Source organism: Caulobacter sp. GW821-FHT10E02 (assembly GCF_059415225.1).
Window position 1 is genome coordinate 461733 of the sequence record NZ_JBWKMV010000001.1, and the last position, 21552, is coordinate 483284.

20 protein-coding genes, 1 tRNA gene and 1 pseudogene are annotated in these 21552 nt (G+C 67.7%); 16 read left to right on the plus strand and 6 right to left on the minus strand.

The window, feature by feature from the left end:
• Positions 1 to 30: 30 nt before the first annotated feature.
• Complete coding sequence (locus AC07NI_RS02245) at positions 31 to 441, plus strand: DUF805 domain-containing protein (protein WP_494615685.1); 411 nt, start codon at positions 31 to 33, stop codon at positions 439 to 441.
• Between the two features lie 692 nt (positions 442 to 1133).
• Here AC07NI_RS02245 and lipB read toward each other — a convergent pair.
• Positions 1134 to 1859: a lipoyl(octanoyl) transferase LipB gene (gene lipB, locus AC07NI_RS02250; protein WP_494615689.1), complete on the minus strand. Its 726-nt coding sequence runs from the start codon at positions 1857 to 1859 to the stop codon at positions 1134 to 1136.
• 12 nt (positions 1860 to 1871) lie between these two features.
• Here lipB and AC07NI_RS02255 point away from each other — a divergent pair, with 12 nt between their 5' ends.
• The 5 genes from AC07NI_RS02255 (at position 1872) to AC07NI_RS02275 (ending at position 6616) form a co-directional block, all read left to right on the plus strand.
• Entirely contained in the window at positions 1872 to 2183 is a 312-nt protein-coding gene (locus AC07NI_RS02255) for a FliM/FliN family flagellar motor switch protein (protein ID WP_492919988.1), read from the plus strand.
• Positions 2184 to 2270: 87 nt separating this feature from the next.
• Positions 2271 to 2355, plus strand: a tRNA-Leu gene (locus tag AC07NI_RS02260).
• 151 nt (positions 2356 to 2506) lie between these two features.
• Positions 2507 to 3961 (plus strand): magnesium transporter, encoded by a 1455-nt coding sequence (gene mgtE / locus AC07NI_RS02265; protein WP_494615695.1) that lies wholly within the window; start codon positions 2507 to 2509, stop codon positions 3959 to 3961.
• A gap of 96 nt (positions 3962 to 4057) precedes the next feature.
• Positions 4058 to 5377: a lysozyme-family localization factor SpmX gene (spmX, locus tag AC07NI_RS02270; RefSeq protein WP_494615697.1), complete on the plus strand. Its 1320-nt coding sequence runs from the start codon at positions 4058 to 4060 to the stop codon at positions 5375 to 5377.
• An 84-nt stretch (positions 5378 to 5461) separates the two neighbouring features.
• Positions 5462 to 6616, plus strand: coding sequence for an isovaleryl-CoA dehydrogenase (locus AC07NI_RS02275; RefSeq protein ID WP_494615701.1), 1155 nt, complete (start codon positions 5462 to 5464; stop codon positions 6614 to 6616).
• 101 nt (positions 6617 to 6717) lie between these two features.
• Here AC07NI_RS02275 and AC07NI_RS02280 read toward each other — a convergent pair.
• Together AC07NI_RS02280 and AC07NI_RS02285 are read right to left on the minus strand one after the other, a co-directional pair.
• A pseudogene (locus tag AC07NI_RS02280) lies at positions 6718 to 6803 on the minus strand (hypothetical protein).
• An 88-nt stretch (positions 6804 to 6891) separates the two neighbouring features.
• Positions 6892 to 7041 (minus strand): hypothetical protein, encoded by a 150-nt coding sequence (locus tag AC07NI_RS02285; RefSeq protein WP_494615705.1) that lies wholly within the window; start codon positions 7039 to 7041, stop codon positions 6892 to 6894.
• Between the two features lie 116 nt (positions 7042 to 7157).
• Between AC07NI_RS02285 and AC07NI_RS02290 the strand changes: the two genes are divergently transcribed.
• Entirely contained in the window at positions 7158 to 7931 is a 774-nt protein-coding gene (locus AC07NI_RS02290) for a methyltransferase domain-containing protein (RefSeq protein WP_494615708.1), read from the plus strand.
• On the opposite strand, the gene AC07NI_RS02295 is transcribed toward AC07NI_RS02290, so the two are convergent.
• Positions 7909 to 9684: a patatin-like phospholipase family protein gene (locus tag AC07NI_RS02295; protein WP_494615711.1), complete on the minus strand. Its 1776-nt coding sequence runs from the start codon at positions 9682 to 9684 to the stop codon at positions 7909 to 7911. The genes AC07NI_RS02290 and AC07NI_RS02295 overlap by 23 nt on opposite strands.
• 170 nt (positions 9685 to 9854) lie before the next feature.
• Here AC07NI_RS02295 and AC07NI_RS02300 point away from each other — a divergent pair, with 170 nt between their 5' ends.
• The 5 genes from AC07NI_RS02300 (at position 9855) to AC07NI_RS02320 (ending at position 16239) form a co-directional block, all read left to right on the plus strand.
• The gene (locus tag AC07NI_RS02300; protein WP_494615714.1) at positions 9855 to 11447 is read left to right on the plus strand and encodes a carboxyl transferase domain-containing protein; all 1593 of its coding nucleotides are present in this window, start codon (positions 9855 to 9857) and stop codon (positions 11445 to 11447) included.
• A gap of 22 nt (positions 11448 to 11469) precedes the next feature.
• Complete coding sequence (locus AC07NI_RS02305) at positions 11470 to 12309, plus strand: enoyl-CoA hydratase-related protein (RefSeq protein ID WP_494615716.1); 840 nt, start codon at positions 11470 to 11472, stop codon at positions 12307 to 12309.
• 30 nt (positions 12310 to 12339) lie between these two features.
• Positions 12340 to 13626, plus strand: coding sequence for a DUF3667 domain-containing protein (locus AC07NI_RS02310; RefSeq protein ID WP_494615718.1), 1287 nt, complete (start codon positions 12340 to 12342; stop codon positions 13624 to 13626).
• A gap of 8 nt (positions 13627 to 13634) precedes the next feature.
• A complete protein-coding gene (locus AC07NI_RS02315; protein WP_494615720.1) occupies positions 13635 to 15599 on the plus strand; it encodes an acetyl/propionyl/methylcrotonyl-CoA carboxylase subunit alpha in 1965 nt (654 codons plus the stop codon).
• Between the two features lie 238 nt (positions 15600 to 15837).
• Positions 15838 to 16239, plus strand: coding sequence for a DUF1489 family protein (locus AC07NI_RS02320; protein WP_492812237.1), 402 nt, complete (start codon positions 15838 to 15840; stop codon positions 16237 to 16239).
• A 180-nt stretch (positions 16240 to 16419) separates the two neighbouring features.
• On the opposite strand, the gene panC is transcribed toward AC07NI_RS02320, so the two are convergent.
• A complete protein-coding gene (gene panC, locus AC07NI_RS02325) occupies positions 16420 to 17268 on the minus strand; it encodes a pantoate--beta-alanine ligase (protein WP_494615725.1) in 849 nt (282 codons plus the stop codon).
• A 196-nt stretch (positions 17269 to 17464) separates the two neighbouring features.
• Here panC and mipZ point away from each other — a divergent pair, with 196 nt between their 5' ends.
• From mipZ to AC07NI_RS02345, 4 genes are all read left to right on the plus strand, one after another.
• Positions 17465 to 18301, plus strand: coding sequence for a division plane-positioning ATPase MipZ (gene mipZ, locus AC07NI_RS02330; protein ID WP_494615731.1), 837 nt, complete (start codon positions 17465 to 17467; stop codon positions 18299 to 18301).
• A gap of 72 nt (positions 18302 to 18373) precedes the next feature.
• Positions 18374 to 18808, plus strand: coding sequence for a J domain-containing protein (locus AC07NI_RS02335; protein ID WP_494615733.1), 435 nt, complete (start codon positions 18374 to 18376; stop codon positions 18806 to 18808).
• 15 nt (positions 18809 to 18823) lie between these two features.
• Positions 18824 to 18883 carry a hypothetical protein gene (locus AC07NI_RS02340; RefSeq protein ID WP_024265769.1) on the plus strand — a complete coding sequence of 20 codons (60 nt, stop codon included), beginning with the start codon at positions 18824 to 18826 and terminating at the stop codon, positions 18881 to 18883.
• Positions 18884 to 18959: 76 nt separating this feature from the next.
• Complete coding sequence (locus tag AC07NI_RS02345; RefSeq protein ID WP_494615737.1) at positions 18960 to 20177, plus strand: aminotransferase-like domain-containing protein; 1218 nt, start codon at positions 18960 to 18962, stop codon at positions 20175 to 20177.
• 58 nt (positions 20178 to 20235) lie between these two features.
• Here the strand turns inward: AC07NI_RS02345 and AC07NI_RS02350 are convergent, their stop codons facing one another.
• Entirely contained in the window at positions 20236 to 21552 is a 1317-nt protein-coding gene (locus AC07NI_RS02350) for a D-alanyl-D-alanine carboxypeptidase family protein (RefSeq protein WP_494615739.1), read from the minus strand.

The window sequence follows — 21552 nt, forward strand, 5'->3', positions numbered from 1 at the left end:
GCGCACTCGCCGACTCGGAGCCAAGGCGAAATGAGCGATCGTAGCGAATGGGCGGAGCTGTTCCTGTCGTCGAACGGCAGGCTGGCGCGGACGCCGTTCCTGATCGCCTCCGGCGTGCTGCTGGGCCTGGCGTGGCTGTACGAGGCCATGATCGGCGATGGCCACACCCTGCACCTGCTGACCGGCTGGCTGGTCTATCCGGTGCTGCTGTTTTCGGCCGCCTGCGTGGTGTCCAAGCGCCTGCATGATCGAGGACGGTCGGGCTGGTGGGCCATGCTGATCCTGATGGCCGTGATCGCCGTCTGGCCGCTGCCCAGCAGCTTCACCGACTTCGCGTTCTCGCTGGTGATCATCTGGGCGGTCGTCGAACTGGGCGTGATGGGCGGCGAGCAGGGCGCCAACCGGTATGGGCCCAACCCGCTGCAGCAGATCGCGATTTAGAAGCCCCCTCTCCCCTTGCGGGAGAGGGTGGCCCGCGCAGCGGGTCGGGTGAGGGGTTGCGCTCCGCTATCCGGACAGGCCTTTCGACCCCTCATCCGTCAGCTTCGCTGACACCTTCTCCCGCAAGGGGAGAAGGGGATACAGCGCGCTCTATCCTCGGCGTTCGCGATCTCGAACCGTGCGAAATCAACCCCTTGTCGATTTTACACGCCGCTGAATGATCCGCGCTCAACCCCGCCCCATACTCATAGCCATCCCCGTCGCGGGGGAGGGCGTTTGGATCCGGCCCAAGACGGCGGCGGGGCTAGGTTGAGCGGGGCCGCTGCGGTTCCTGGAGGCTCGAAGGCCGTCGCATCTGTACTCTTCAGGCAGATCGGCAGGCGGACGGGCAGTCTCCGGGGCCAAAGCCATCAGCGGAGCGACAGGGCGGTGATCGTATAAGCCGCCTATCGTGGATCGTCGGGGTCGAGACGGATGTAGCCGATCGACTTGGTCCGCGCCCGTCCGGGGGCTAGTGGGGACCCGAGCTGAAATACGCTCACGCCTCCCATCCTCACGGGCAAGAACAGCCTGGCTGAGCGGTCAGCGAGCCGAAACACAACAAACCCTACGGTCTCCGGGTTCGCCCGGCCGCTCCGTCGCCTCCCCAACACCTTCAGCGGCTCGCCGCATGAGGATGAGCTCCCATGACCCTAGGCTGGAGCGCCCGCGTCCTCGACCGGGCCGAAGATCTTCTGGAAGCTGGCCTTCAGGGCCGCGTCGGCCTCGTCGAGCGTGACGGGCAAGCCGAGGTCCACCAGGCTGGTGACGCCGTGCTCGACCTGGCCGCACGGCACGATGCCGCTGAAGTGGCCAAGGTCCGGCTCCACGTTCAGGCTCATGCCGTGGAAGCTGACCCACTTGCGCAGCTTCACCCCGATGGCGGCGATCTTGTCCTCGCGGCTCCAGCCGGCGCCCTTGCGCTCGACCCAGACGCCGACACGGCCGTCGCGCAGCTCGCCGGTGACGTTGAAGGCGGCCAGGGCGTCGATGATCCAGGCCTCCAGCGCCGCCACGAAGGCGCGCACGTCGCGGCCGCGCTTGGTCAGGTCCAGCATAACATAGGCCACCCGCTGGCCGGGGCCGTGATAGGTGAACTGCCCGCCGCGCCCGCTCTCGAACACGGGGAAGCGGTCGGGCTCGATCAGGTCGCCCGGCTTGGCCGAAACGCCAGCCGTGTAGAGCGGCGGATGCTCCAAAAGCCAGATCAGTTCGCCCGCCGTTCCGTCGGCGATGGCGGCCGCGCGGGCCTCCATGGCGGCAACGGCTGCCGGGTAATCCACGTAGCCGGTCGAAACCGCCCACCCCACGGGCGCGCCGTCGTCGCGCCCCATCGTCGGAAGTCCTGTATTTTCAGCGCTTAACGGGAGAGCAAGCATGTGGCCCTAATCTTGCGATCGAGACGGTGGCGACCCGGTCGGTCGCGTGTGTCAGTTCAAGGGTCTTACTTCGTGAGCCAGGTCAACGCCGTCAATGTCGAGATCTCCGTTCTGCTGGGACGCTCGATTCTACCCATGCAGCAGCTGCTGCGCATGGGCCGCGGCGCGGTGATCCCGCTGGACGCCAAGACCAATGACGAGGTCTGGATCCTGGCCAACAACCACCCGATCGCGCGCGGCGAAATCCAGATCAGCGACGACCGCATCGCCATCCAGGTGACCCGCGCGGCCGACGTCTATGACTACATGGCCGGCGGCGCTTAATTCGTCGCAGGCGTGAAGTTCGACATACTCGAACTTCCGGCTTCCCAAAGCTGATTCAGTTTGCTACCAGCCGCCCCTCACCACGATGCGGTCGTGGCGGAATTGGTAGACGCGCAGCGTTGAGGTCGCTGTATCGCAAGATGTGGAAGTTCGAGTCTTCTCGACCGCACCAGTGTTGAACACAGAATAGAGCGCTCTCGGCGAAATCGGTTTCCGACTCGCTGGGGGCGCTCTAATCGTTTCAGGCCCTGATTTCGCCTCAGGGACGCTTCATCGGACCCACCAGCCACGAACTCAGCAGCTTTAGAGCTCAGGAGGCCCCCATGACCCGGGAAACCGCCGAACTGACCGACGAAATGCTGGACGATATTCCGCTGGCCAAATCCGAGACGCCCGAGGAGCTGGAAGATCTCGCCCTCGGCGACGACTACGCCCTCAATCCCGAATACGTCGAGATGGTGATCGACGCGGTCGACAGCGGCGACCTCAAGCGTCTGCGCGAACTGGTCACGGCGCTGGAGCCGGCCGACGTCGCCGACCTCATGGGCTTCCTGACCGCCGACTACCGCGAGGACGTGATCCCGCTGCTCGACCCGGAAGCCCTGGGCGAGATCCTCTCGGAAATGGACGAGAACCTCCGCGAGGAGGTGCTGGAAGCGACCCCGTCCGTGACCCTGGCTCGGGCGCTGGAAGAACTGGACACCGACGACGCCGCCGACGTCATCGACGACCTGGACGACACCAAGCGCTTCCAGGTGCTGGCCGCCATGGGCGAGACCGACCGCGCCGCCATCGAGACGACCCTGTCGTACGAGGACGAGACGGCCGGCCGCCTGATGCAGCGCGAATTCCTGGCCGCGCCGGAATTCTGGACCGTCGGCCAGACGATCGACCACGTCCGCGAGGCGGGCGACCAGCTGCCCGAACTCTTCTTCGACGTCTATGTGGTCGATCCGACCTACAAGCCCGTCGGCGCGATCCCGATCAGCATCCTGCTGCGCAGCCGTCGCGAGACGCCGCTGGCCGAGCTGATGGAAGCGGCGACCGAAATCGATGTCGGCATGGACCAGGAAGAGGTCGCCTATATCTTCGACAAGTACCACCTGATCAGTGCCCCCGTGATCGATCCGGGCGGACGCCTGGTGGGCCAGATCACCGTCGACGACATCGTCGAGGTCATCCGCGACGAAGCGCAGGAAGACATTCTCGCCCTGGCCGGTGTGTCCGACGCTGGCCGTGACGCCTCGGTGATCGAGATCGTCAAGTCGCGCCTGCCGTGGCTGATGCTCAACCTGGCCACCGCGACGCTGGCCGTCAGCGGCGTGGCCATCTTCCAGGCCGAGATCGCCCAACTGGTGGCCCTGGCCATCCTGATGCCGATCGTCTCGTCGCTGGGCGGCAACGCCGGCACCCAGACCCTGGCCGTGGCCGTGCGGGCCCTGTCCAGCAAGGAACTGACCACGGCCAACGCCCGTCGCATCGTGCTGCGCGAGCTGCTGGTCGGCCTGGTCAACGGCGTGTGCCTGGCCCTGGTCATGGGCGCGGCGACCTATCTCTTCTTCGGACCCGCCGACCATCACGGCAAGCTGGCGATTATTGTCGGCTCGGCCCTGATCGCCAACATCTTCACCGCCGCCCTCGGGGGCATCCTGATGCCCCTAGCGCTGGAGAAGATGGGCCGCGACCCAGCGGTGTCGTCGTCGATCTTCGTGACCTTCCTGACGGATTTCACGGGCTTCTTCGCGGTGCTGCTGATCGCGGCGCTGTTGCTGCACTAATCCGGTTTCTTCGCCCGGAGGGGGAAACTGGCGCCGACCTTGCGCCGAGACAGGCGAACGCATCCGCGTCTGTCTCAAACTGGGTCAAACTCCGCGATGAAACCGCGCCATCAGGTCACCCGGACGGCCGTCGATCTCATCAAGAGATTCGAAGGCTACCGTCAGAAGGCCGCGCAGCTCCCCGATGGGCGCTGGACGGTCGGCTATGGCCACACCCTGACCGCTCGCGAGGGCGCCTCCGTCTCCGAAAAGGACGCCGAGGCCCTGCTGCTGTACGACCTGATCTCGGTCGCGCACTCGGTCAACGAACACACCTACGCGCCGCTGAACCAGAACCAGTTCGACGCGCTGGTCTGCTTCGCCTTCAATATCGGCCTCGACAACTTCCTCCGCTCGGGCGTGCTGCGCCGGATCAACGAGGGCTCGCTGCTGCAAGCGGCGTGCGCGATGGAGATGTGGCGCAAGGCCGACTTCGAGGGCGAACGGATCGTCATCGACGCCCTGGTCCGCCGCCGCTCGGCCGAGAAGACCCTGTTCCTGACGCCGGCCAACGGCGAATGGGTGCCCGCGCCCAGCCCGGTGCTGCGCCCGAAGGTCGACTACGACGCCAGCTGCGCCATTCCGAAACAGACGCCGATGGCCGTCAACACCCGCACCGAGGGCGACCGCGTCGTCACCGAGCGCGAGGAAGGTCTGCCGCTGAGCGTCGTCGTCCCGGAAGAGGACGGTCCGACCGCCACCGAAACGTCGGCCGCCGCCGTCGCCGCGCGCCTGGAGGCCATCCTGCCGGACGCGCCGCTGGCCGCCCCGAGCGCGGCCACGACCACGACGGCGCCGAAGCCGGTGCGCCAGGAGGATCTGGGCCTGCCGGAACCGCCGGTCCCGGCCCAGCCCGCCGTCACGGAATCCGCGCCGGCGCTGTTCCAGGACGAGAAGACCACGACCCCGGTCGAGCCGGCGCCCGCCGCGCCGGTCGAGTTCACGCCGTTCCGCCTGACGCCGCAGCCGGTCGAGGAAGTCGAGCGCCCGACGCCGGTCGAAAGCTTCGCCCCGGCCTCGCAGCCGGTCCAGAGCGAGCCGACCCTGTTCGGCGGCCCGGCCGCCAGCTCGTCGGTGTTCAATCTGGGCGGCTTCTCGACCAGCGAGGAAGTCGACCTGCAGCCGATGGACGTCTCGATGGTCCAGGCCGAGGCCCCGCGCTTCGGCAACACCAGCCTGCTGGTCAGCCTGGGCATCCTGGGCCTGGCCCTGTTCGGCGGCGGCGTCCTCTGGATCCTGACCGTGGCCGCTGGCTCGGACACCGGCGTGAAGATGTTCGGCTACGGCGCCAGCATGATTGGCGCGATCTGCTTCGTGGTTTCGGCCTATCTTCTGCTTCGCCGCCTTGCCGGTCCCGATGCGAGCGACGAAGAATAGTTTTCTTTGCTTCCCTCGGGGAACTTGAGCAAGAACGCCCGCAGGTCACAAAGACCGGCGGGCGTTTGTGCTAGGGAGGAAGCTATGACGACGAATTTCGCACCCTCGATGGATTTCGCGCTGGGCGAGACGGCTGACGCGATCCGCGACACCACGGCCCGCTTCGCCGCCGACAAGATCGCGCCGTTGGCGGCCCAGATCGACGAGACCAATGAATTCCCGCGCGGCCTGTGGGTCCCGATGGGTGACCTGGGCCTGCACGGCATCACGGTCGAGGAAGAGTTCGGAGGCCTGGGCCTCGGCTATCTCGAGCACGTGATCGCCATGGAGGAGATCTCCCGCGCCTCAGCCTCGGTGGGCCTCAGCTACGGCGCGCACTCGAACCTCTGCGTCAACCAGATCCGCCGCTGGGCCACGCCCGACCAGAAGCAGCGCTACCTGCCCAAGCTGATCAGCGGCGAGCACGTCGGTTCGCTGGCCATGAGCGAGGCCGGCTCGGGCTCGGACGTCGTGTCGATGAAGCTGCGCGCCGAGCAGCGCGGCGACCGCTACGTCCTGAATGGCACGAAGTTCTGGATCACCAACGCCCCGCACGCCGACACGCTCGTCGTCTACGCCAAGACGGACGAGCGTCGGATCACCGCCTTCATCGTCGAGAAGGGCATGAAGGGCTTCAGCGTCTCCAAGAAGCTGGACAAGATGGGCATGCGTGGCAGCGACACCGCCGAGCTGGTGTTCGAGGACTGCGAGATCCCGGAAGAGAACGTCATGGGCCCGGTCGGCGGCGGCGTCGGGGTGCTGATGAGCGGTCTCGACTACGAGCGCGCCGTGCTGAGCGCCGGCCCGCTGGGCATCATGCAGGCCTGCCTCGACATCGTCCTGCCCTATGTCCGCGACCGCAAGCAGTTCGGCCAGGCCATCGGCTCGTTCCAGCTGATGCAGGGCAAGATCGCCGACATGTACGTGGCCCTGAACTCGGCCCGGGCTTACGTCTACGCCGTGGCCCGCGCCTGCGACGCCGGCAAGACCACCCGCTTCGACGCCGCCGGCGCGATCCTGATGGCGTCGGAAAACGCGGTGAAGGTCTCTCTTGAAGCCATCCAGGCCCTGGGCGGCGCAGGCTACACCAAGGAGTGGCCGGTCGAGCGCCTGCTGCGCGACGCCAAGCTCTACGACATCGGCGCCGGCACCAACGAGATCCGCCGCTTCCTGATCGGCCGCGAGCTGATCGGGGCCTAGAGGCCGGACATGAAAAGGGCCGCCCCGATTGCTCGGGACGGCCCTCCATCGTCGTAGCCGCTCGCGCAGCACGTGACTTAGAAACCTTGGGCGCTCAACGCCTAGGCGGAGACCTCACACGCAAGGCTCCAGGTCACGACTTGCGACCGCGGTTGGAGACAATGAGACACTGGTCACCTCCTTTCAGTTGGTTGAACAACACAACTCAAATATGGACCCGATTTCGCGGATGAAAAGGGGTGATCGACCGCGACGAGGCGTCGCGCTCTCAGTGCTCAGATCGTCAGCAGTCGAACCGCGACCAGGATCATAGCCCACAGCGCGAGCGACGCGCCGACGGCGATGGGGCGATTGAGGTTGAACCGACGAACGCCACCGGCCCGGGGTTGGGGGCCGTTAGGGGCGAAATTGATGGGCGTGAGCATGCCGCGTGAATCCTTCCCTATGACCCCTCTGTTGGGGGTCTGACTCAGACCGTATGGTAAATCTTCGCCTTTGAGAAGAAACCTTCACAAAATCCTTGGTTGTATGGGGAGGTCTGATGGCCAGCTGGGATCCGGACGTCTACGCCCTCTATCGCCGCTATCGCGAGCGGCCGGCGCTGGACCTGCTGACCGCCATCCCCCGCGACCTGGAGCCGCGCGAGGTCTGGGACCTGGGCTGCGGCCTGGGTGAGCAGGCGGCGCTGCTGGCCGCGCGGCATCCGGCGGCGCGGGTGAGGGGCCTGGATTCCAGTCCAGAGATGCTGGAGCGGGCCAAGGCCTTGCCAGCCCGAGTCGAGTGGGTGCTCGGCGATATCGACGGCTTTTCGCCGGATGTCCCGGCCGACCTGATCTTCAGCAACGCCGCCCTGCAGTGGGTGGACGACCACGCGACCTTGATCCCGCGTCTGGCCGACAGCCTCGCGCCCGGCGGCGTGCTGGCGGTGCAGATGCCGGTGGCCGACGGGCTGGGCTGGCGGGGCACGCTGACCGAAATCGCCGCCGAGGGGCCGTGGGCGCCACGGTTCACCGGCGTCGAAGGCGTGCGCCACGCCAATGCGGCCGAGGACTACTACGCCTGGCTGGCGCCGACCTGTCCTGAGATCGATATCTGGACCACGACCTACCTCCACGCCCTGCATGGCCAGGACCCGATCGTCGACTGGACCATGGGCACGACCTTGCGGCCCTATCTCGACGCGCTGCCGGACGATGAGAAGAAGCCGTTCCTCGACGCCTGGCGGGCTCGGCTGGCGCGGGACTATCCGCGCCGCGAGGACGGCGTGACGCTGTTCCCGTTCAAGCGCCTCTTCATCGTCGCGCGGAAGGCGTGATCCCCGCGCGCTTCTCGGCCAGGCTGGGCCGGCGGCGCAGCTCGTCGATGGGTTTGTGCAGGGCGTCCAGCGCCTGGCTGGCGGCGATGTAGCCGGCCTTCACGGCGGGCTCGAACGCCCGCCAGTCGCGGATGTCGACGCCTTCCAGCTTCGGCGTGACCAGCACGTCGGTGGCCTCGCGGGCGGCGGCCAGGTCGCGGCCGGTGGTGACGGTGGCCGCGCGCATCAGCAGGGCCACGATCGGCGGGCCCTTGCGCCACTCGCCCGAGACGATCCAGCTCCAGATCGAGGGCGGGCGGTAGACGTCCTCGGCGGTGATGCTGCGGCCGCGTGTGACATCGACGCCGACGATCGGCCCCAGTTGGAACGAGCGCATGACGTCGGCCGGGAAGTTCTTCATCACCGCGCCGTCGACCAGCACCTGACCGTTCTCGGTGGCCGGCGGCAGCACGCCCGGCAGCGAGATCGAGGCCCGCAGCGCCGATTGCAGGTCGCCGGTGCGATGTAGCTGATAGGCGCCCGAGGTCAGGTTCGAAGAGACGCAGAAGAACGGCAGCCACAGGTCGCTGATGTCGACCGTGCCGAAATGCTCGTCCAGCCGCGCCTTGACCTTCTCGCCCCGGGTCATGGCGATCAGGGGGAAGGCGATGTCGTCCAGCGGGCTGGTGTCGACGAAGGCCTTGCGGATGCGGTGCTCAAGCTCGCCGTCGTCCCAGCCCATGGCGATGCCGGCGGCCACGATCGCGCCCATCGAGGCGCCGCCGACGAAGTCGATCGGGATGCCGCGCTCGCGCATCGCCTGGATCGCGCCGATATGGGCATAGGCCCGCGCGCCGCCGCCGGAGAGGACGAGACCCACCGATTGCCCGGTCAGCACTCGGGCCAACCGCTGCATGTCGGCCAGGCCGTTCTCGCGCAGATGGAACAGACGCGCGGCCTGGGTGGCCTCCATCCAGGCGGCCGAGCCGGTGGGCCGGGCCAGGGTGGCCGACTGCAGCAGGATCAGGTCGACCAGCCGCTGGGCCTGCAGCGGACCCGAGGCGTAGGAGGGGATTTCGGCGGGCGGCGTGCGGTCGCCGCGGCCGATGCGGAACAGGCGGTCCACCTGGCGACCGACCACGTGCTTCCAGGCGGTCTCGTCGGCTTCGGCGACATAGAGGACGAAGTCGTGCTCGCGCTCGACATTGCTGAACCACTCGGTCGGGGCCAGCAGCGACTCGCCGCCCTCGACGGTGACCGAGTAGCCCAGGGCCTCGATGCAGCGGGCCAGGCGTTCGACCACGGGGCGGATCGCCGCGCCGGGCTCGACGGCGATGAAGCCGAACACCGACGGATCGCCGATCGCCGCGTGGGTCTGGGCCTGGCGGGCGCGGCGGATCATCAGCCGCGACAGCTCCAGCATCACGTGCGGGTCTTCCTCGGCCGCCTCGAAGAAATCCTCGCGGGGCAGGGACAGGACCTCGCTGTCGCGCAAGGCCACCATGAAGGCGGAATGGGCGCTGCCGCCGACCAGGGCCATCTCGCCGGCCGGTTCGCCCGGCCGGATCACGCCCAGGAACTGCGGCTCCTGGCCCTCCTCGTGGCGGAAGGCGCCGAGGCGGCCGGTCTTCAGGAAATAGAGTTGGTCGGCGTCCTCGCCGGGCCGGAACAGCACCGCGCCGCCCGGCAGCGAAAACCACGCGGCGGCGCCGGTCCGACGCTCTCGGGTGAACAGGCGGGCCAGGGCCGAGTCGTCGGGCAGGGGCGTTTCCACGGCGCGGACGCTAGCTCACAGCGGCAGGCTTGACCACGGGGGCGGCTTCAGGCGCAACTGTTGATCCCGAAGCTGAAATGTCCGAGAACGGATTTGGCCCGGAATCTTTCTCTTCAGGGTCCAAAAAACTACGACTTCCGGGATAGGGTGGAAGAGGCTAAGCGTCGGTCATGCCGAAGTTGAACTCCGTTATCGACGCGTCCGGTGACGCTTTCGCCCGTAACGCGGCCCATAACCGCGCCCTGGCCGAGGAACTGCGCGTAAAAGTCGCGGAAGCGGCCCTCGGCGGTCCCGAGAGCTCGCGTGAGCGCCACGCCTCGCGCGGCAAGCTCTTGCCCCGCCAGCGCGTCGAGCGCTTGCTGGATCCGGGCTCGCCCTTCCTGGAGATCGGCCAGCTGGCCGCCTGCGACCTCTATGGCGGCGAAGCGCCGGGCGCCGGCATGATCTGCGGCGTCGGCCGGGTGTCGGGCCGCGAGGTGATGATCGTGGCCAACGACGCCACGGTGAAGGGCGGCGCCTACTTCCCGATGACGGTGAAGAAGCACCTGCGCGCCCAGGAGATCGCCGCCCAGAACCGCCTGCCATGCGTCTATCTGGTCGACAGCGGCGGCGCGAACCTGCCGCACCAGGCCGAGGTCTTCCCCGATCGCGACCACTTCGGCCGCATCTTCTTCAATCAAGCCCGCATGAGCGCCGTGGGCATCCCGCAGATCGCCTGCGTCATGGGCTCGTGCACCGCCGGCGGGGCCTATGTCCCGGCGATGAGCGACGAGACCGTCATCGTCCGCAACCAGGGCACCATCTTCCTGGCCGGCCCGCCGCTGGTGAAGGCCGCCACGGGTGAGGTCATCTCGGCCGAAGAGCTGGGCGGGGCCGACACCCACGGTCGTCGCTCCGGCGTCGTCGACCACGTGGCCGAGAACGACGAGCACGCGCTGGAGATCGTCCGCTCGATCGTCGCCAACCTCAACACGACCAAGCCCGACCAACTGGTGCTGACCGAGTCCGAGCCGCCGCTGTACGATCCCGAGGAGATCTACGGCATCGTCCCGACCGACGTGCGGGCGCCATACGATGTCCGCGAGGTCATCGCCCGCATCGTCGACGGCAGCCAGTTCGACGAGTTCAAGGCGCTGTACGGCACGACCCTGGTCTGCGGCTTCGCCCGTATCTGGGGCCAGCCGGTGGCGATCCTGGCCAATAACGGTGTGCTGTTTTCCGAGAGCGCCGTGAAGGGCGCGCACTTCATCGAGCTGGCCTGCAAGCGCAAGATCCCGCTGATCTTCCTGCAGAACATCTCGGGCTTCATGGTCGGCGGCAAGTACGAGGCCGGCGGCATCGCCAAGGACGGCGCCAAGCTGGTCACGGCCGTCGCCTCGGCCGAGGTGCCCAAGTTCACCGTCCTGATCGGCGGCAGCTTCGGGGCCGGCAACTACGGCATGTGCGGCCGCGCCTACAGCCCGCGCTTCCTCTTCACCTGGCCCAACAGCCGCATCAGCGTCATGGGCGGCGAGCAGGCCGCCAGCGTGCTGGCCACCGTCCACCGCGACGCCGCCAAGTGGACGCCGGAGGAGGCGGAAGCCTTCAAGACGCCGATCCGCCAGCGCTACGAGGATGAAGGCAATCCGTATCACGCCACGGCGCGGCTCTGGGACGACGGCATCATTGATCCGGCGCAAACCCGCGACGTGCTGGGTCTGGCCATCTCGGCGTCGCTGAATGCGCCGATCCCGGAGACCACCTTCGGCGTTTTCCGGATGTAGCGCTTAAAAAGGAACGAGCCCCATGACCAACCCGATCGCCGATCCCATCGTCGAAGTGCCCGACACCGAGACCATGACCCCGCTCGTTCATATCGACAGCACGCCCGACGGCGCGGTGACGGTCTGGATCAACCGGCCCGACAAGAAGAACGCCTTCGACGCCGAGACCATCTCGGGTCTGCGCCAGGCCTTCGAGACCCTGCACGGCGCTGAAGGCGTGCGGGTCGTGTTCCTGCGCGGCGTCGGCGGCGCGTTCAGCGCAGGCGCGGACCTGGCCTGGATGGGCGCGGCGGTGGAGTGGGACGAGGACGACAATCGCGCTGACGCCCTCGAGCTGGCCCACATGCTCAAGGCCCTGCACGACATCCCGGCCCTGACCGTGGCCATGGTCGAGGGCCCGGCCTTCGGCGGCGGCGCCGGCCTGGTGGCCGCCTGCGACCATGCCATCGCCCTGGTCGACGCCAAGTTCTCGTTCTCGGAAGTGAAGCTGGGCCTGACCCCGGCGACCATCAGCCCCTACGTGATCCAGGCCCTGGGCCCGCGCACCGCCAAGCTGCTGTTCGCCACCGGCCGGGTGTTCGACGCCGACGACGCCTGGGGCTACGGCCTGGTCGACGAGGTGTTCGAGGACGTCGCCAGCCTGGAAGTCGCCCGCGACGCCCTGATCGAGGAGATGGCTCCCTGCGCGCCCGGCGCGATCGGCGACGCCAAGGCCCTGGTCAATGACTTCGCTGGCCAGAAAATCGACAAGGGCCTGATCGAGGAGAGCGCCAAACGCATCGCCCGCCGCCGTGTGTCGGAAGAGGGCCAAGAAGGGGTGCGCGCCTTCCTCGCTCGTCGTAAACCCTCCTGGGCTGAGTAAGACTCAACTTTAGGGACGGGGGCTTAGGGCGTGATCACAGGGGCAGAACTGGAAGCGGCGGCGGCCGACTCGGCGGGCGGTTACATCCGGCCGAAGAAGAAGCCGTTCGACCATAAGGGCGACGCCTGCAAGAACTGCGGCACGCCGCTGGAAGGCTGGTTCTGCCATTCGTGCGGCCAGAGCGCCGACACCCATCACCGCTCGATCCTGCACCTGATGTGGGAAGCCATCGAGGGGATGTTCCACCTCGACGGTCGTCTGGCCAACACCCTGCCGCTGCTGTTCTTCCGGCCGGGCAAGCTGGCCAAGGACTACATGGAAGGTCGGATCGTGCGGCACGTGCCGCCGTTCCGCACCTTCCTGGTGGCCCTGCTGCTGTTCATCTTCGCCGCCGAGCACGCCATCCACGGCCTCCGCCATGAGCAGGAGCTGAAGGAAGAGCATGAGGCCGCCCAACTGGCCACGCCGGCTGGTCGCAAGGCCAAGGCCGACGAAATCCGCAAGGAGGCTACGGAAGGGCGCGCCGAACGGCTGACCGAGGCCGCCGCCGAACGCGACCAGGGCCTCAAGGAAGAAGGCGCGGACAAGGCCAAGATCGCCGAGTCCTACGCCGAACGTATCCAGCGCGCCGAGACCCGCTACGCCGACAAGATGGCTGAGGCTCTGGCGTTGCAGAACAATCCGAACGCCGCCGCCGATGCGCTGGCCAAGAGCCGGAAAAAGACTTCCGACGCCGCCCAGCAGGTCCGCGACCTGAAGCTGGACGAGGCCGAGGTTCTGCCGAACGGCCAGCAGAAATTGACCGGCACCACGGTGGACGGCGTGCAGGTCAACGTCACCGTACCCGGCGACGTGAAGGGCTACGGCAACCCGGCCAAGGAAGCCACGAAGGGCTGGCTGAAAGAGAACATAGCCAAGGCCATCGAGAACCCGGACTACTACCTGCTGGTTCTGTTCGGCTGGGCCCACCGCCTGGCGGTGCTGCTGCTGCCCATCACCGGTCTCAGCCTGGCGCTCGTCTATGTGAACAAGCGCCAGTACTTCATCTACGACCACCTGCTGGTGGCCACCAACCTGCTGTCGTTCTCGTTCCTGATCTATGCCGTGTGCATGGTCTTGCCGATGTCGGCCTGGCCGGCCGCCTTCGGCATCGCTGGCCTGTGGGGCCCGATCAACCTCTTCCAGACGATGCGGGGCGGCTACGGCTCCAGCATCTTCGGCGCTCTGCTGAAGACCTGGATCGTCTGGACCATCGGCGTCACGTCGTTCGGCCTCCTGATGGTGGGTCTGATGGTCTTCACCCTTTCCCAGATGTAGGTTCCGCCTTGATCTCCTCCGTCCTGATCGCCAACCGAGGCGAGATCGCCCGTCGCATCATCCGCACCGCCCGCGAGCTGGGCGTGCGGACGATCGCCGTCTATTCCGAAGCGGACGCCAACGCGCCCTTCGTGATGGAGGCCGACGCGGCGATCCTGATCGGCCCGGCGCCGGCCAAGGAGAGCTATCTGGATCCGAAGAAGATCCTGGCGGCGGCCAAGCAGATGGGGGCGGAGGCCATTCACCCCGGCTACGGCTTCCTGTCCGAGAACGCCGACTTCGCCCAGGCGGTGACCGACGCCGGCCTGGTCTGGATCGGTCCACCGCCCTCGGCGATCCGGGCCATGGGCCTGAAGGACGCCGCCAAGAAGGTGATGATCGAGGCCGGCGTGCCGACCACGCCGGGCTATCTGGGCGAGGACCAGTCGGTCGAGCGGCTGACCGCCGAGGCGGCCAAGATCGGCTTCCCGGTGCTGATCAAGGCCGTGGCCGGCGGCGGCGGGAAGGGCATGCGCAAGGTCGATCGCGCCGAGGACTTCGAGGCCGCCCTGGGCTCGTGCCGCCGCGAGGCCGCCGCCAGCTTCGGCGACGACCGCGTGCTGCTGGAAAAGTACGTCACCCGGCCGCGCCACATCGAGGTGCAGGTGTTCGGCGACAGCCACGGCAACGTCGTCCACCTGTTCGAGCGCGACTGCTCGCTGCAGCGGCGCCACCAGAAGGTCATTGAGGAGGCTCCGGCCCCTGGCATGGACGAGGCCACCCGTCAGGCCGTCTGCGCCGCCGCGGTCAAGGCCGCCCAGGCGGTGGGCTATGTCGGGGCCGGCACGGTCGAGTTCATCGCCGACGCCAGCGAAGGCCTGCGCGCCGACCGCATCTGGTTCATGGAGATGAACACCCGCCTGCAGGTCGAACACCCGGTCACCGAGATGGTCACCGGCCAGGACCTGGTCGAGTGGCAGCTGCTTGTGGCGTCCGGTGAGCCCCTGCCGCTGGAGCAGGACGAGATCACCTTGGACGGCTGGGCCATGGAAGCCCGCCTCTATGCCGAGAACCCGGCTACCGGCTTCCTGCCCTCGACGGGCAAGCTGAAGCATTTCCGCCTGCCGGAAGGCGACGTCCGCGTCGACAGCGCGGTGGAGGAGGGCGGCGAGGTCACGCCTTTCTACGACCCGATGATCGCCAAGCTGATCGCTCACGGCGTCGACCGCGAGGACGCCGCCCAGCGCCTGGCCGAGGCCTGCGCCCTGGTCGAGGTCTGGCCGGTCAAGACCAACGCCGCCTTCCTGGCCAAGTGCGCCAGCCACCCGGACTTTATCGACGGCGCCGTCGACACCGGCTTCATCGAGGCCCGTCTGGACGAGCTGGTCGAGCGGTCCTTCAGCGACGAGCCGGCCATGGCCGCGATCGGCTGGCGGCTGGACAGCTTCCTGGAGGCCGAGGCCCGCCGCGACCCGTGGGAGAGCGCGCCGTCGAAGCTCTTGGGCTTCCGCATGAACGCTCCGCGCGCCCCGATGCATCTGCCGATGTCGGCCGACGGCAAGGCGATGCCGCTGCAGGTCGCCCTGATCGGCGGCGGTTCCGAGGACTGGTCGTGGGACATCCGCCACGCGGATGGCTCCACGTTCGACGAGGTCACCCGCCTGCCGACCACCTACGGCAAGGGCCCGATCCAGGTATTCGAGGGCGGCGACGTCCAGGAGTTCGACTTCGTCGCCAAGGTCGGCGGAGCGGGCGAGGGCGCGGCCTCGGACGGCGCGATCCTGTCGCCGATGCCGGGCAAGATCGTCTCCGTCGCCGTCGAGGCCGGCCAGACGGTGACCAAGGGCCAGACCCTGCTGACCCTGGAAGCCATGAAGATGGAACACGCCCTGGCCGCGCCGTTCGACGGCGTGGTGGCCGAGCTGACGGCGGTCGCCGGCGGTCAGGTCAGTGAAGGCGTGGTGCTGGTGAAGCTGGAGGCGGCGGCGGGCTGACATCCTCTCTCATCGAGAGGGGATTTCTAGAACGCTTTCGCCCAAACGAAGACCGCCGCTGCGGACTGCCTCCCACAAGGCGTCCGAAACGGCGGTATGGAGCCCCCCGGGCTCGGATCACGCCCCCACATGAACGCGATGCCTAAGGGATAACGCTGTCATCTGAGCCGTCGACGGGTTTCACCCGGCAAGCGAACCGACAGGTTGCCTTACCCCGGAAGCGCGCTATCTAGCGCCCATGGCGTTGCACATCATCAAGCTGGTCGTCGGGTGCGAGACGATCGACGATCTCCTGGCCTGGCACCAGGACAAGAGCCAGCCCTGGGTCATGCACACCCGCATGACGCCCAAGCGGATCGACGAGGTCCTGGACGGCGGCTCGCTGTATCGGGTGTTCAAGGGCCAGATCCTGTGCCGCCAGACGATCCTGGCCATCGACACGATCGGCGAGGGCGCCGCCTCGCGCTGCGAGGTCACGGTCGATCCGCCGATCATCCGCGTCGCGCCGCAGCCTCGTCGGGCCTTCCAGGGCTGGCGCTACCTCAAGCCCGAGGACGCGCCGCCGGACCTGACCGCCAGCGAAGCCGCCGATCTGCCGCCCGATCTCGCTCGGCAGTTGAGAGAACTCGGCGCCTGGTAACTTTCGGTAGTTTCTTTAGCAAAGAAGCAACCAAGGCGGGTGTCATCTTGTCGCAGGGGATTGCGGAGGGATGACGATGAAAGCCGGTTTCGCCGCCTTGGGCGTGGGGATGCTGTTCATGGGCCTGATCGCGGGGCTGCTGATCGCCTTGAAGCCCGTCTAGCTAGGCGCCAAGCCTTCTTAGACGGCCATATTGTCGATCAGCCGGGTCTTGCCCAGCCACGCAGCGACCAGGATGCGACCTTGTGCGTCGCCGATGGGACCGGGGCCCAGGCGCGACAGGTCGCTGGCCTCACGGATCTCGACATAGTCGACCTGACCGAAGCCGGCCGCCTTCAGCGCGGCGAAGGCCTTTTCTTCCGCTTCATCGATACGGCCGCCGGCGGCGACCTCGGCGGCCGCGGCCTTGATGGCCGTCGGCAGAGCCACGGCCGCGGCGCGTTCTTCGGCCGACAGGTAGGCGTTGCGCGAGGAGAGGGCGAGGCCGTCCTCGGCGCGGGCCGTCGGGGCGCCGATGATCTCGATGGGGATATCCAGGTCGCGGGCCATGCGCTTGACCACCTGCAGCTGCTGGTAGTCCTTTTCGCCGAAGACAGCGACGTCCGCCTGGCTCTGGATGAACAGCTTGGCCACCACGGTGGCGACGCCGCCGAAGAACTGCGGCCGGGCCGCGCCTTCCAGAGGCTCGGAGACGCCCGAGACGCTGATCGCGGTGGCGAAGCCGGGGGCGTACATCTCCGCGCCGTTCGGGGCGAACAGCAGGTCGCAGCCGACGCTGGCCAGCTTCTCGACATCGGCGGCCTCGCCGCGCGGATAGGCGTCGAAATCCTCGTGCGGAGCGAACTGCTTGGGATTGACGAAGACGGTGGCGATCACCCGGTCGGCGTTCTGCTGGGCCAGCTTGATCAAGCTGAGGTGACCCTCGTGCAGGGCCCCCATGGTCGGGACCAGGGCCACGCGTTGACCGGCCGCCTTCCAGGCGCGGACGTGCTCTCGCATCTCGGCGACGGTGCGGACGATAGTGGTCATGCTTGGGCCTCACGCGGACGGGCGACGCTTATGGCCTCCAGATGGGCGCGGGTCCACCGTCCCCCAAGGGCAGGTTTGTCCGGGGTGCGACAATTATGCTTGTGGATTGAACCGGTTGACCCGCTAGGGCGGCGGTAACATCGTGTTAACCTTCAGTCCAAGGTCGCGCGAGTCGCGACGCATCGAGGATCGAGCCATGGCCGAAACGCGCGTCATCGTCGTCGGCAACGAAAAGGGTGGTGCGGGCAAGTCCACCATCGCCGTCCACCTTGTCACCGCGTTGCTGTACGGCGGCGCCAAGGTCGCCGTGCTGGACCTGGACCTTCGCCAACGCACCTCGGGCCGGTTCTTCGAGAACCGCACGGCCTGGACCGCCAGCAAGAAGCTGGACCTGCCCATGCCGCTGTCGCTGACTCTCAGCGACAACGACATCGCCCTGGCCGAGAAGTCGGAAGACGAGCAGGTCGCCGGTTTCGAGGCCGCCTTCGCGCGGGCCGCCGAAGAGTGCGACTTCATCCTGATCGACACCCCCGGCGGCGACAGCGCCATCACCCGCTTGGCCCACGGCCGCGCGGACCTGGTGGTGACGCCGATGAACGACAGCTTCGTCGACTTCGACATGCTAGGCACCGTCGACCCGGTGACCATGGAGCTGACCAAGCCCAGCCTCTATTCGCTGACCGTATGGGAAGGCCGCAAGCAGCGCGCCCTGTCGGGCCAGCGCCAGGCCATGGACTGGGTGGTGCTGCGCAACCGCCTGGCCACCACCGAGGCCCGCAACCGCAAGCGCCTGGAGGACCGTCTGACGGCTCTGGCCAAGCGCGTCGGCTTCCGCATCGGCCCCGGCCTGCGCGACCGCGTCATTTATCGCGAGCTGTTCCCGTTCGGCCTGACCATCGCCGACCTGTCGCCGCAAGTGCGTCCGGTGCCGGTGTCGCTGCAGCATCTGGCAGCCCGCCAGGAACTGCGCGCTCTGATGCACAGCCTGGGCCTGTCGGCCTATTCCGGCGAGACCATGCTGGCGGCGCAGTAGTCCAAGGGCTACATGATTGACGAGCGGGCGGCCGGGGCGACCTTGCCGCCCGTTTTCGTATCCGGAGTTGCGATGCTCTACCTGCTGCTGGGCGCGGCTATCCTGGTCTTCCTGCTGTGGCCGAAGGGGCGCGCCTTCTTCAAGGGTGACGGCTGGAGGGTCGGGGCGGGCGCCGCCTCGATCGCCGCCTTCGCCGCCGCCGCCTATGCGACGATCCGGGGCTCGTGGGGCACGGGGATCGTCCTGGCGGTCGTCGCCTTGTGGAGCGTCACCGAAGCCCGCCGCCGGCCGGTGATCCGCCGTGAGATCGTCCATCCGCCCAAGCCGGAGCTCAGCCTGTCCGAAGCTCGCGCCCTGCTGGGCGTCGGCCCGGAGGCGACCCTGGCCGAGGTCAAGGCGGCCTATACGCGGCTGATCCAGATGGCCCATCCCGACAAGGGCGGCACCGAGGGCCTGGCCGCCCAGCTTAACGCCGCGCGGGATCGTTTGATCAAGCGGCGCGGCTGAGCTACGACTGACGCCATGATCAACCGCGAACGCTTCTGGCGCCGCCGCTCGTCGGGCCAAACCTGCTCCGTATGACGCTCTGACCTTCGTTCAGAGCGAGCCACGGCCTGTGGCTCAGACGTCATTTCAGTTTCGGACTTTGATCAACCCCATGACTAGCCAAGCCATCGACTGGGCCGAACGGTTCAGCACGCGCATGGACCGCGTTCGCGCCAGCGAAATCCGTGAACTTCTCAAGCTGCTGGATCAGCCCGACATCCTGTCGTTCGCCGGCGGCATCCCCGATCCCGGCCTGTTCCCGGCCGAACGGATTCAGGCCAATTACGAGGCCGTGCTGGCCGATCCGGTGCTTGTCAAACAGGCGCTGCAGTACTCCGTCAGCGAGGGCTATCTGCCGCTGCGCGAATGGATCGCCGAGCGCATGACCCGCGACGGCATGCCGTGCGAGCCGCACAACATCATGCTTACCGCCGGCTCGCAGCAGGCGCTGGACCTGATCGGCAAGCTGTTCATCAGCCCAGGCGACACGGTGGTCGTGGCCCGGCCGACCTATCTGGGCGCGTTGCAGGCCTTCAACGGCTATCAGCCGGCCTATCGCGACCTGCCGGACGCGGCGCTGACGGGCGGCGAGACCGACCTGCCGCAAGGTGCGCTGGGCTACTTCGTGCCCGACTTCGCCAATCCGACCGGCGTCAGCCTGACCCTGGCCGAGCGCGAAGCGATCCTCAACATGGCCGCCACGCTGGACATGACCCTGGTCGAGGATGCCGCTTATCGCGAGCTGCGCTTCGCCGGCGAGCCGACGCCGACCCTGCTGGCGCTGGATATCGAGCGCTCGGGCGGCATCGATGCGGCGCGCACCATGTTCCTGGGCACCCTGTCCAAGACCCTGTCGCCGGCCCTGCGCATCGGCTGGGTCTGCGGGCCCAAGCCGGTGATCGAGAAGCTCGTTTTGCTCAAGCAGGGCGCGGACCTGCACGTCTCGACCATCAACCAGATGGTCGCCCACCGCGCCGTGTCGGAGGGCTACGACCAGCACCTGCATCGCCTGCGCGGAGCCTATGGCGCCAAGGGGCGGGTGATGCTGGACGCGCTGGAACGGAACATGCCGCAGGGCGTGACCTGGTCGCAGCCGGACGGCGGCATGTTCGTCTGGATCGACCTGCCGGAAGGCCTCGACGGCGCCGATCTGCTGGCCCGGGCCATCGCCGAGGAGCGCGTGGCCTTCGTCCCCGGTGCGCCGTTCTTCGCCGAGGTGAAGACCGCTAACGCCATCCGCCTCAGCTACTCGCTCCCCACCGATGAGCAGATCGAGGAGGGCGTCGGACGCCTCGCCAGACTGATCAGCCGGGCGATCGCCCAAGCCTAGAAAAGCAAAACCCCGGAGGTCGCCCTCCGGGGTTTCTTGTTTCAGCGATGCTGGCCGTCTAGCGCGGCGACAGCACCATGCAGGGCATGCGCTTGGCCTTCAGGGCCGAGCAGGCCTCGCGGGCGGCGTCCGAGGTCAGGCCCTGGAACTGGGCGCGGAACGCTCCGCCGGCGGCGCCTTCGACCGCGCCCTCGGCGTCGGCGACCATCTTGGCGAAGCGGCTCCGGACCAGCTTCAGCTGATCGTTGGCCAGCGACTTGGACTTGAACGCGCCAACCTGCACGCCCCATTCGCCCTTCGGCTTCTTGGTCGCGACGGGCTTGGCTGCCGGCTTGGCGGCTTCGCGCAGGGTGGGGGAGACCTTCACCGGCGGGGTGCGCGGGTTCTCGGTCAGCACGATCCGCAGACCGGCCTGGTCGCCGTCGCCCTGTTCGACCGAGGGACGCTCGATCGGGCCGGTCGGCTCGTCTTCATAGATGTTGGCGGCGATGGTGGTGCGCTCGCCGCGCGATCGGCGCTTCATCACGTCGAAGCCGGTCAGCAGCAGGTCTTCCATGTTGTTGTCGCGCCAGGCAGTCGAGGGGCCGCCCAGGACCACGGCGATCAGGCGGCGGCCATCGCGCACGGCCGAGCCGGCGAGGTTGAAGCCCGAAGCGTTGGTGTAGCCGGTCTTCAGGCCGTCGAACCCTTCCATGCTGTCCAGCAGGCGGTTGTGGCCTTTGACGTAGTTGCCCCGGAAGTAGAAGCCCTTCACCGAGAAGTACGAATAGTACTGCGGGAAGTCGCGCATGGTGGCGCGCGACAGGATGGCGAGATCGCGGGCCGACGAGATCTGGCGGCTGTCGGGCAGGCCCGAGGCGTTCACGAAGCGGCTGTTGCGCATGCCCAGTTCCTGACCGCGCAGGGTCATCAGGGCGGCGAAACGCGACTCACTGCCGGCGAGTCGCTCGGCCATGGCCACGGCGACGTCGTTGGCCGACTTCACGGTCATGGCCTTGATGGCCTCGTCGACCGACAGGCTGTCGCCCGGCGAGATGCCGATCTTGGTCGGGGCCTGGGCGGCCGCGCGGGGCGACATGGTGACCCGGTCGGTCAGCTTCAGGCGGCCTTCGCTCAGCGCCTCGAAGGTGAGGTACAGGGTCATCACCTTGGTGACCGAGGCGGGGTAGCGAGGGCTGTCAGCCCTTTTGTCGTAAAGGACTTCGCCCGAATTGGCGTCGATGACGATCGCCGCGTACTTCGGCTCCTGAGCGTTCAGCTGCAGGTAGGGTATGGCCGCCGACGCCGGGGTCGGGGCGGCCGCGCCGAACAGGCACGAGAGCGCGAGACCGGCGACGGCCAGGAAGGAACGGGCGGAGGTAAGCTTGGCGAACAT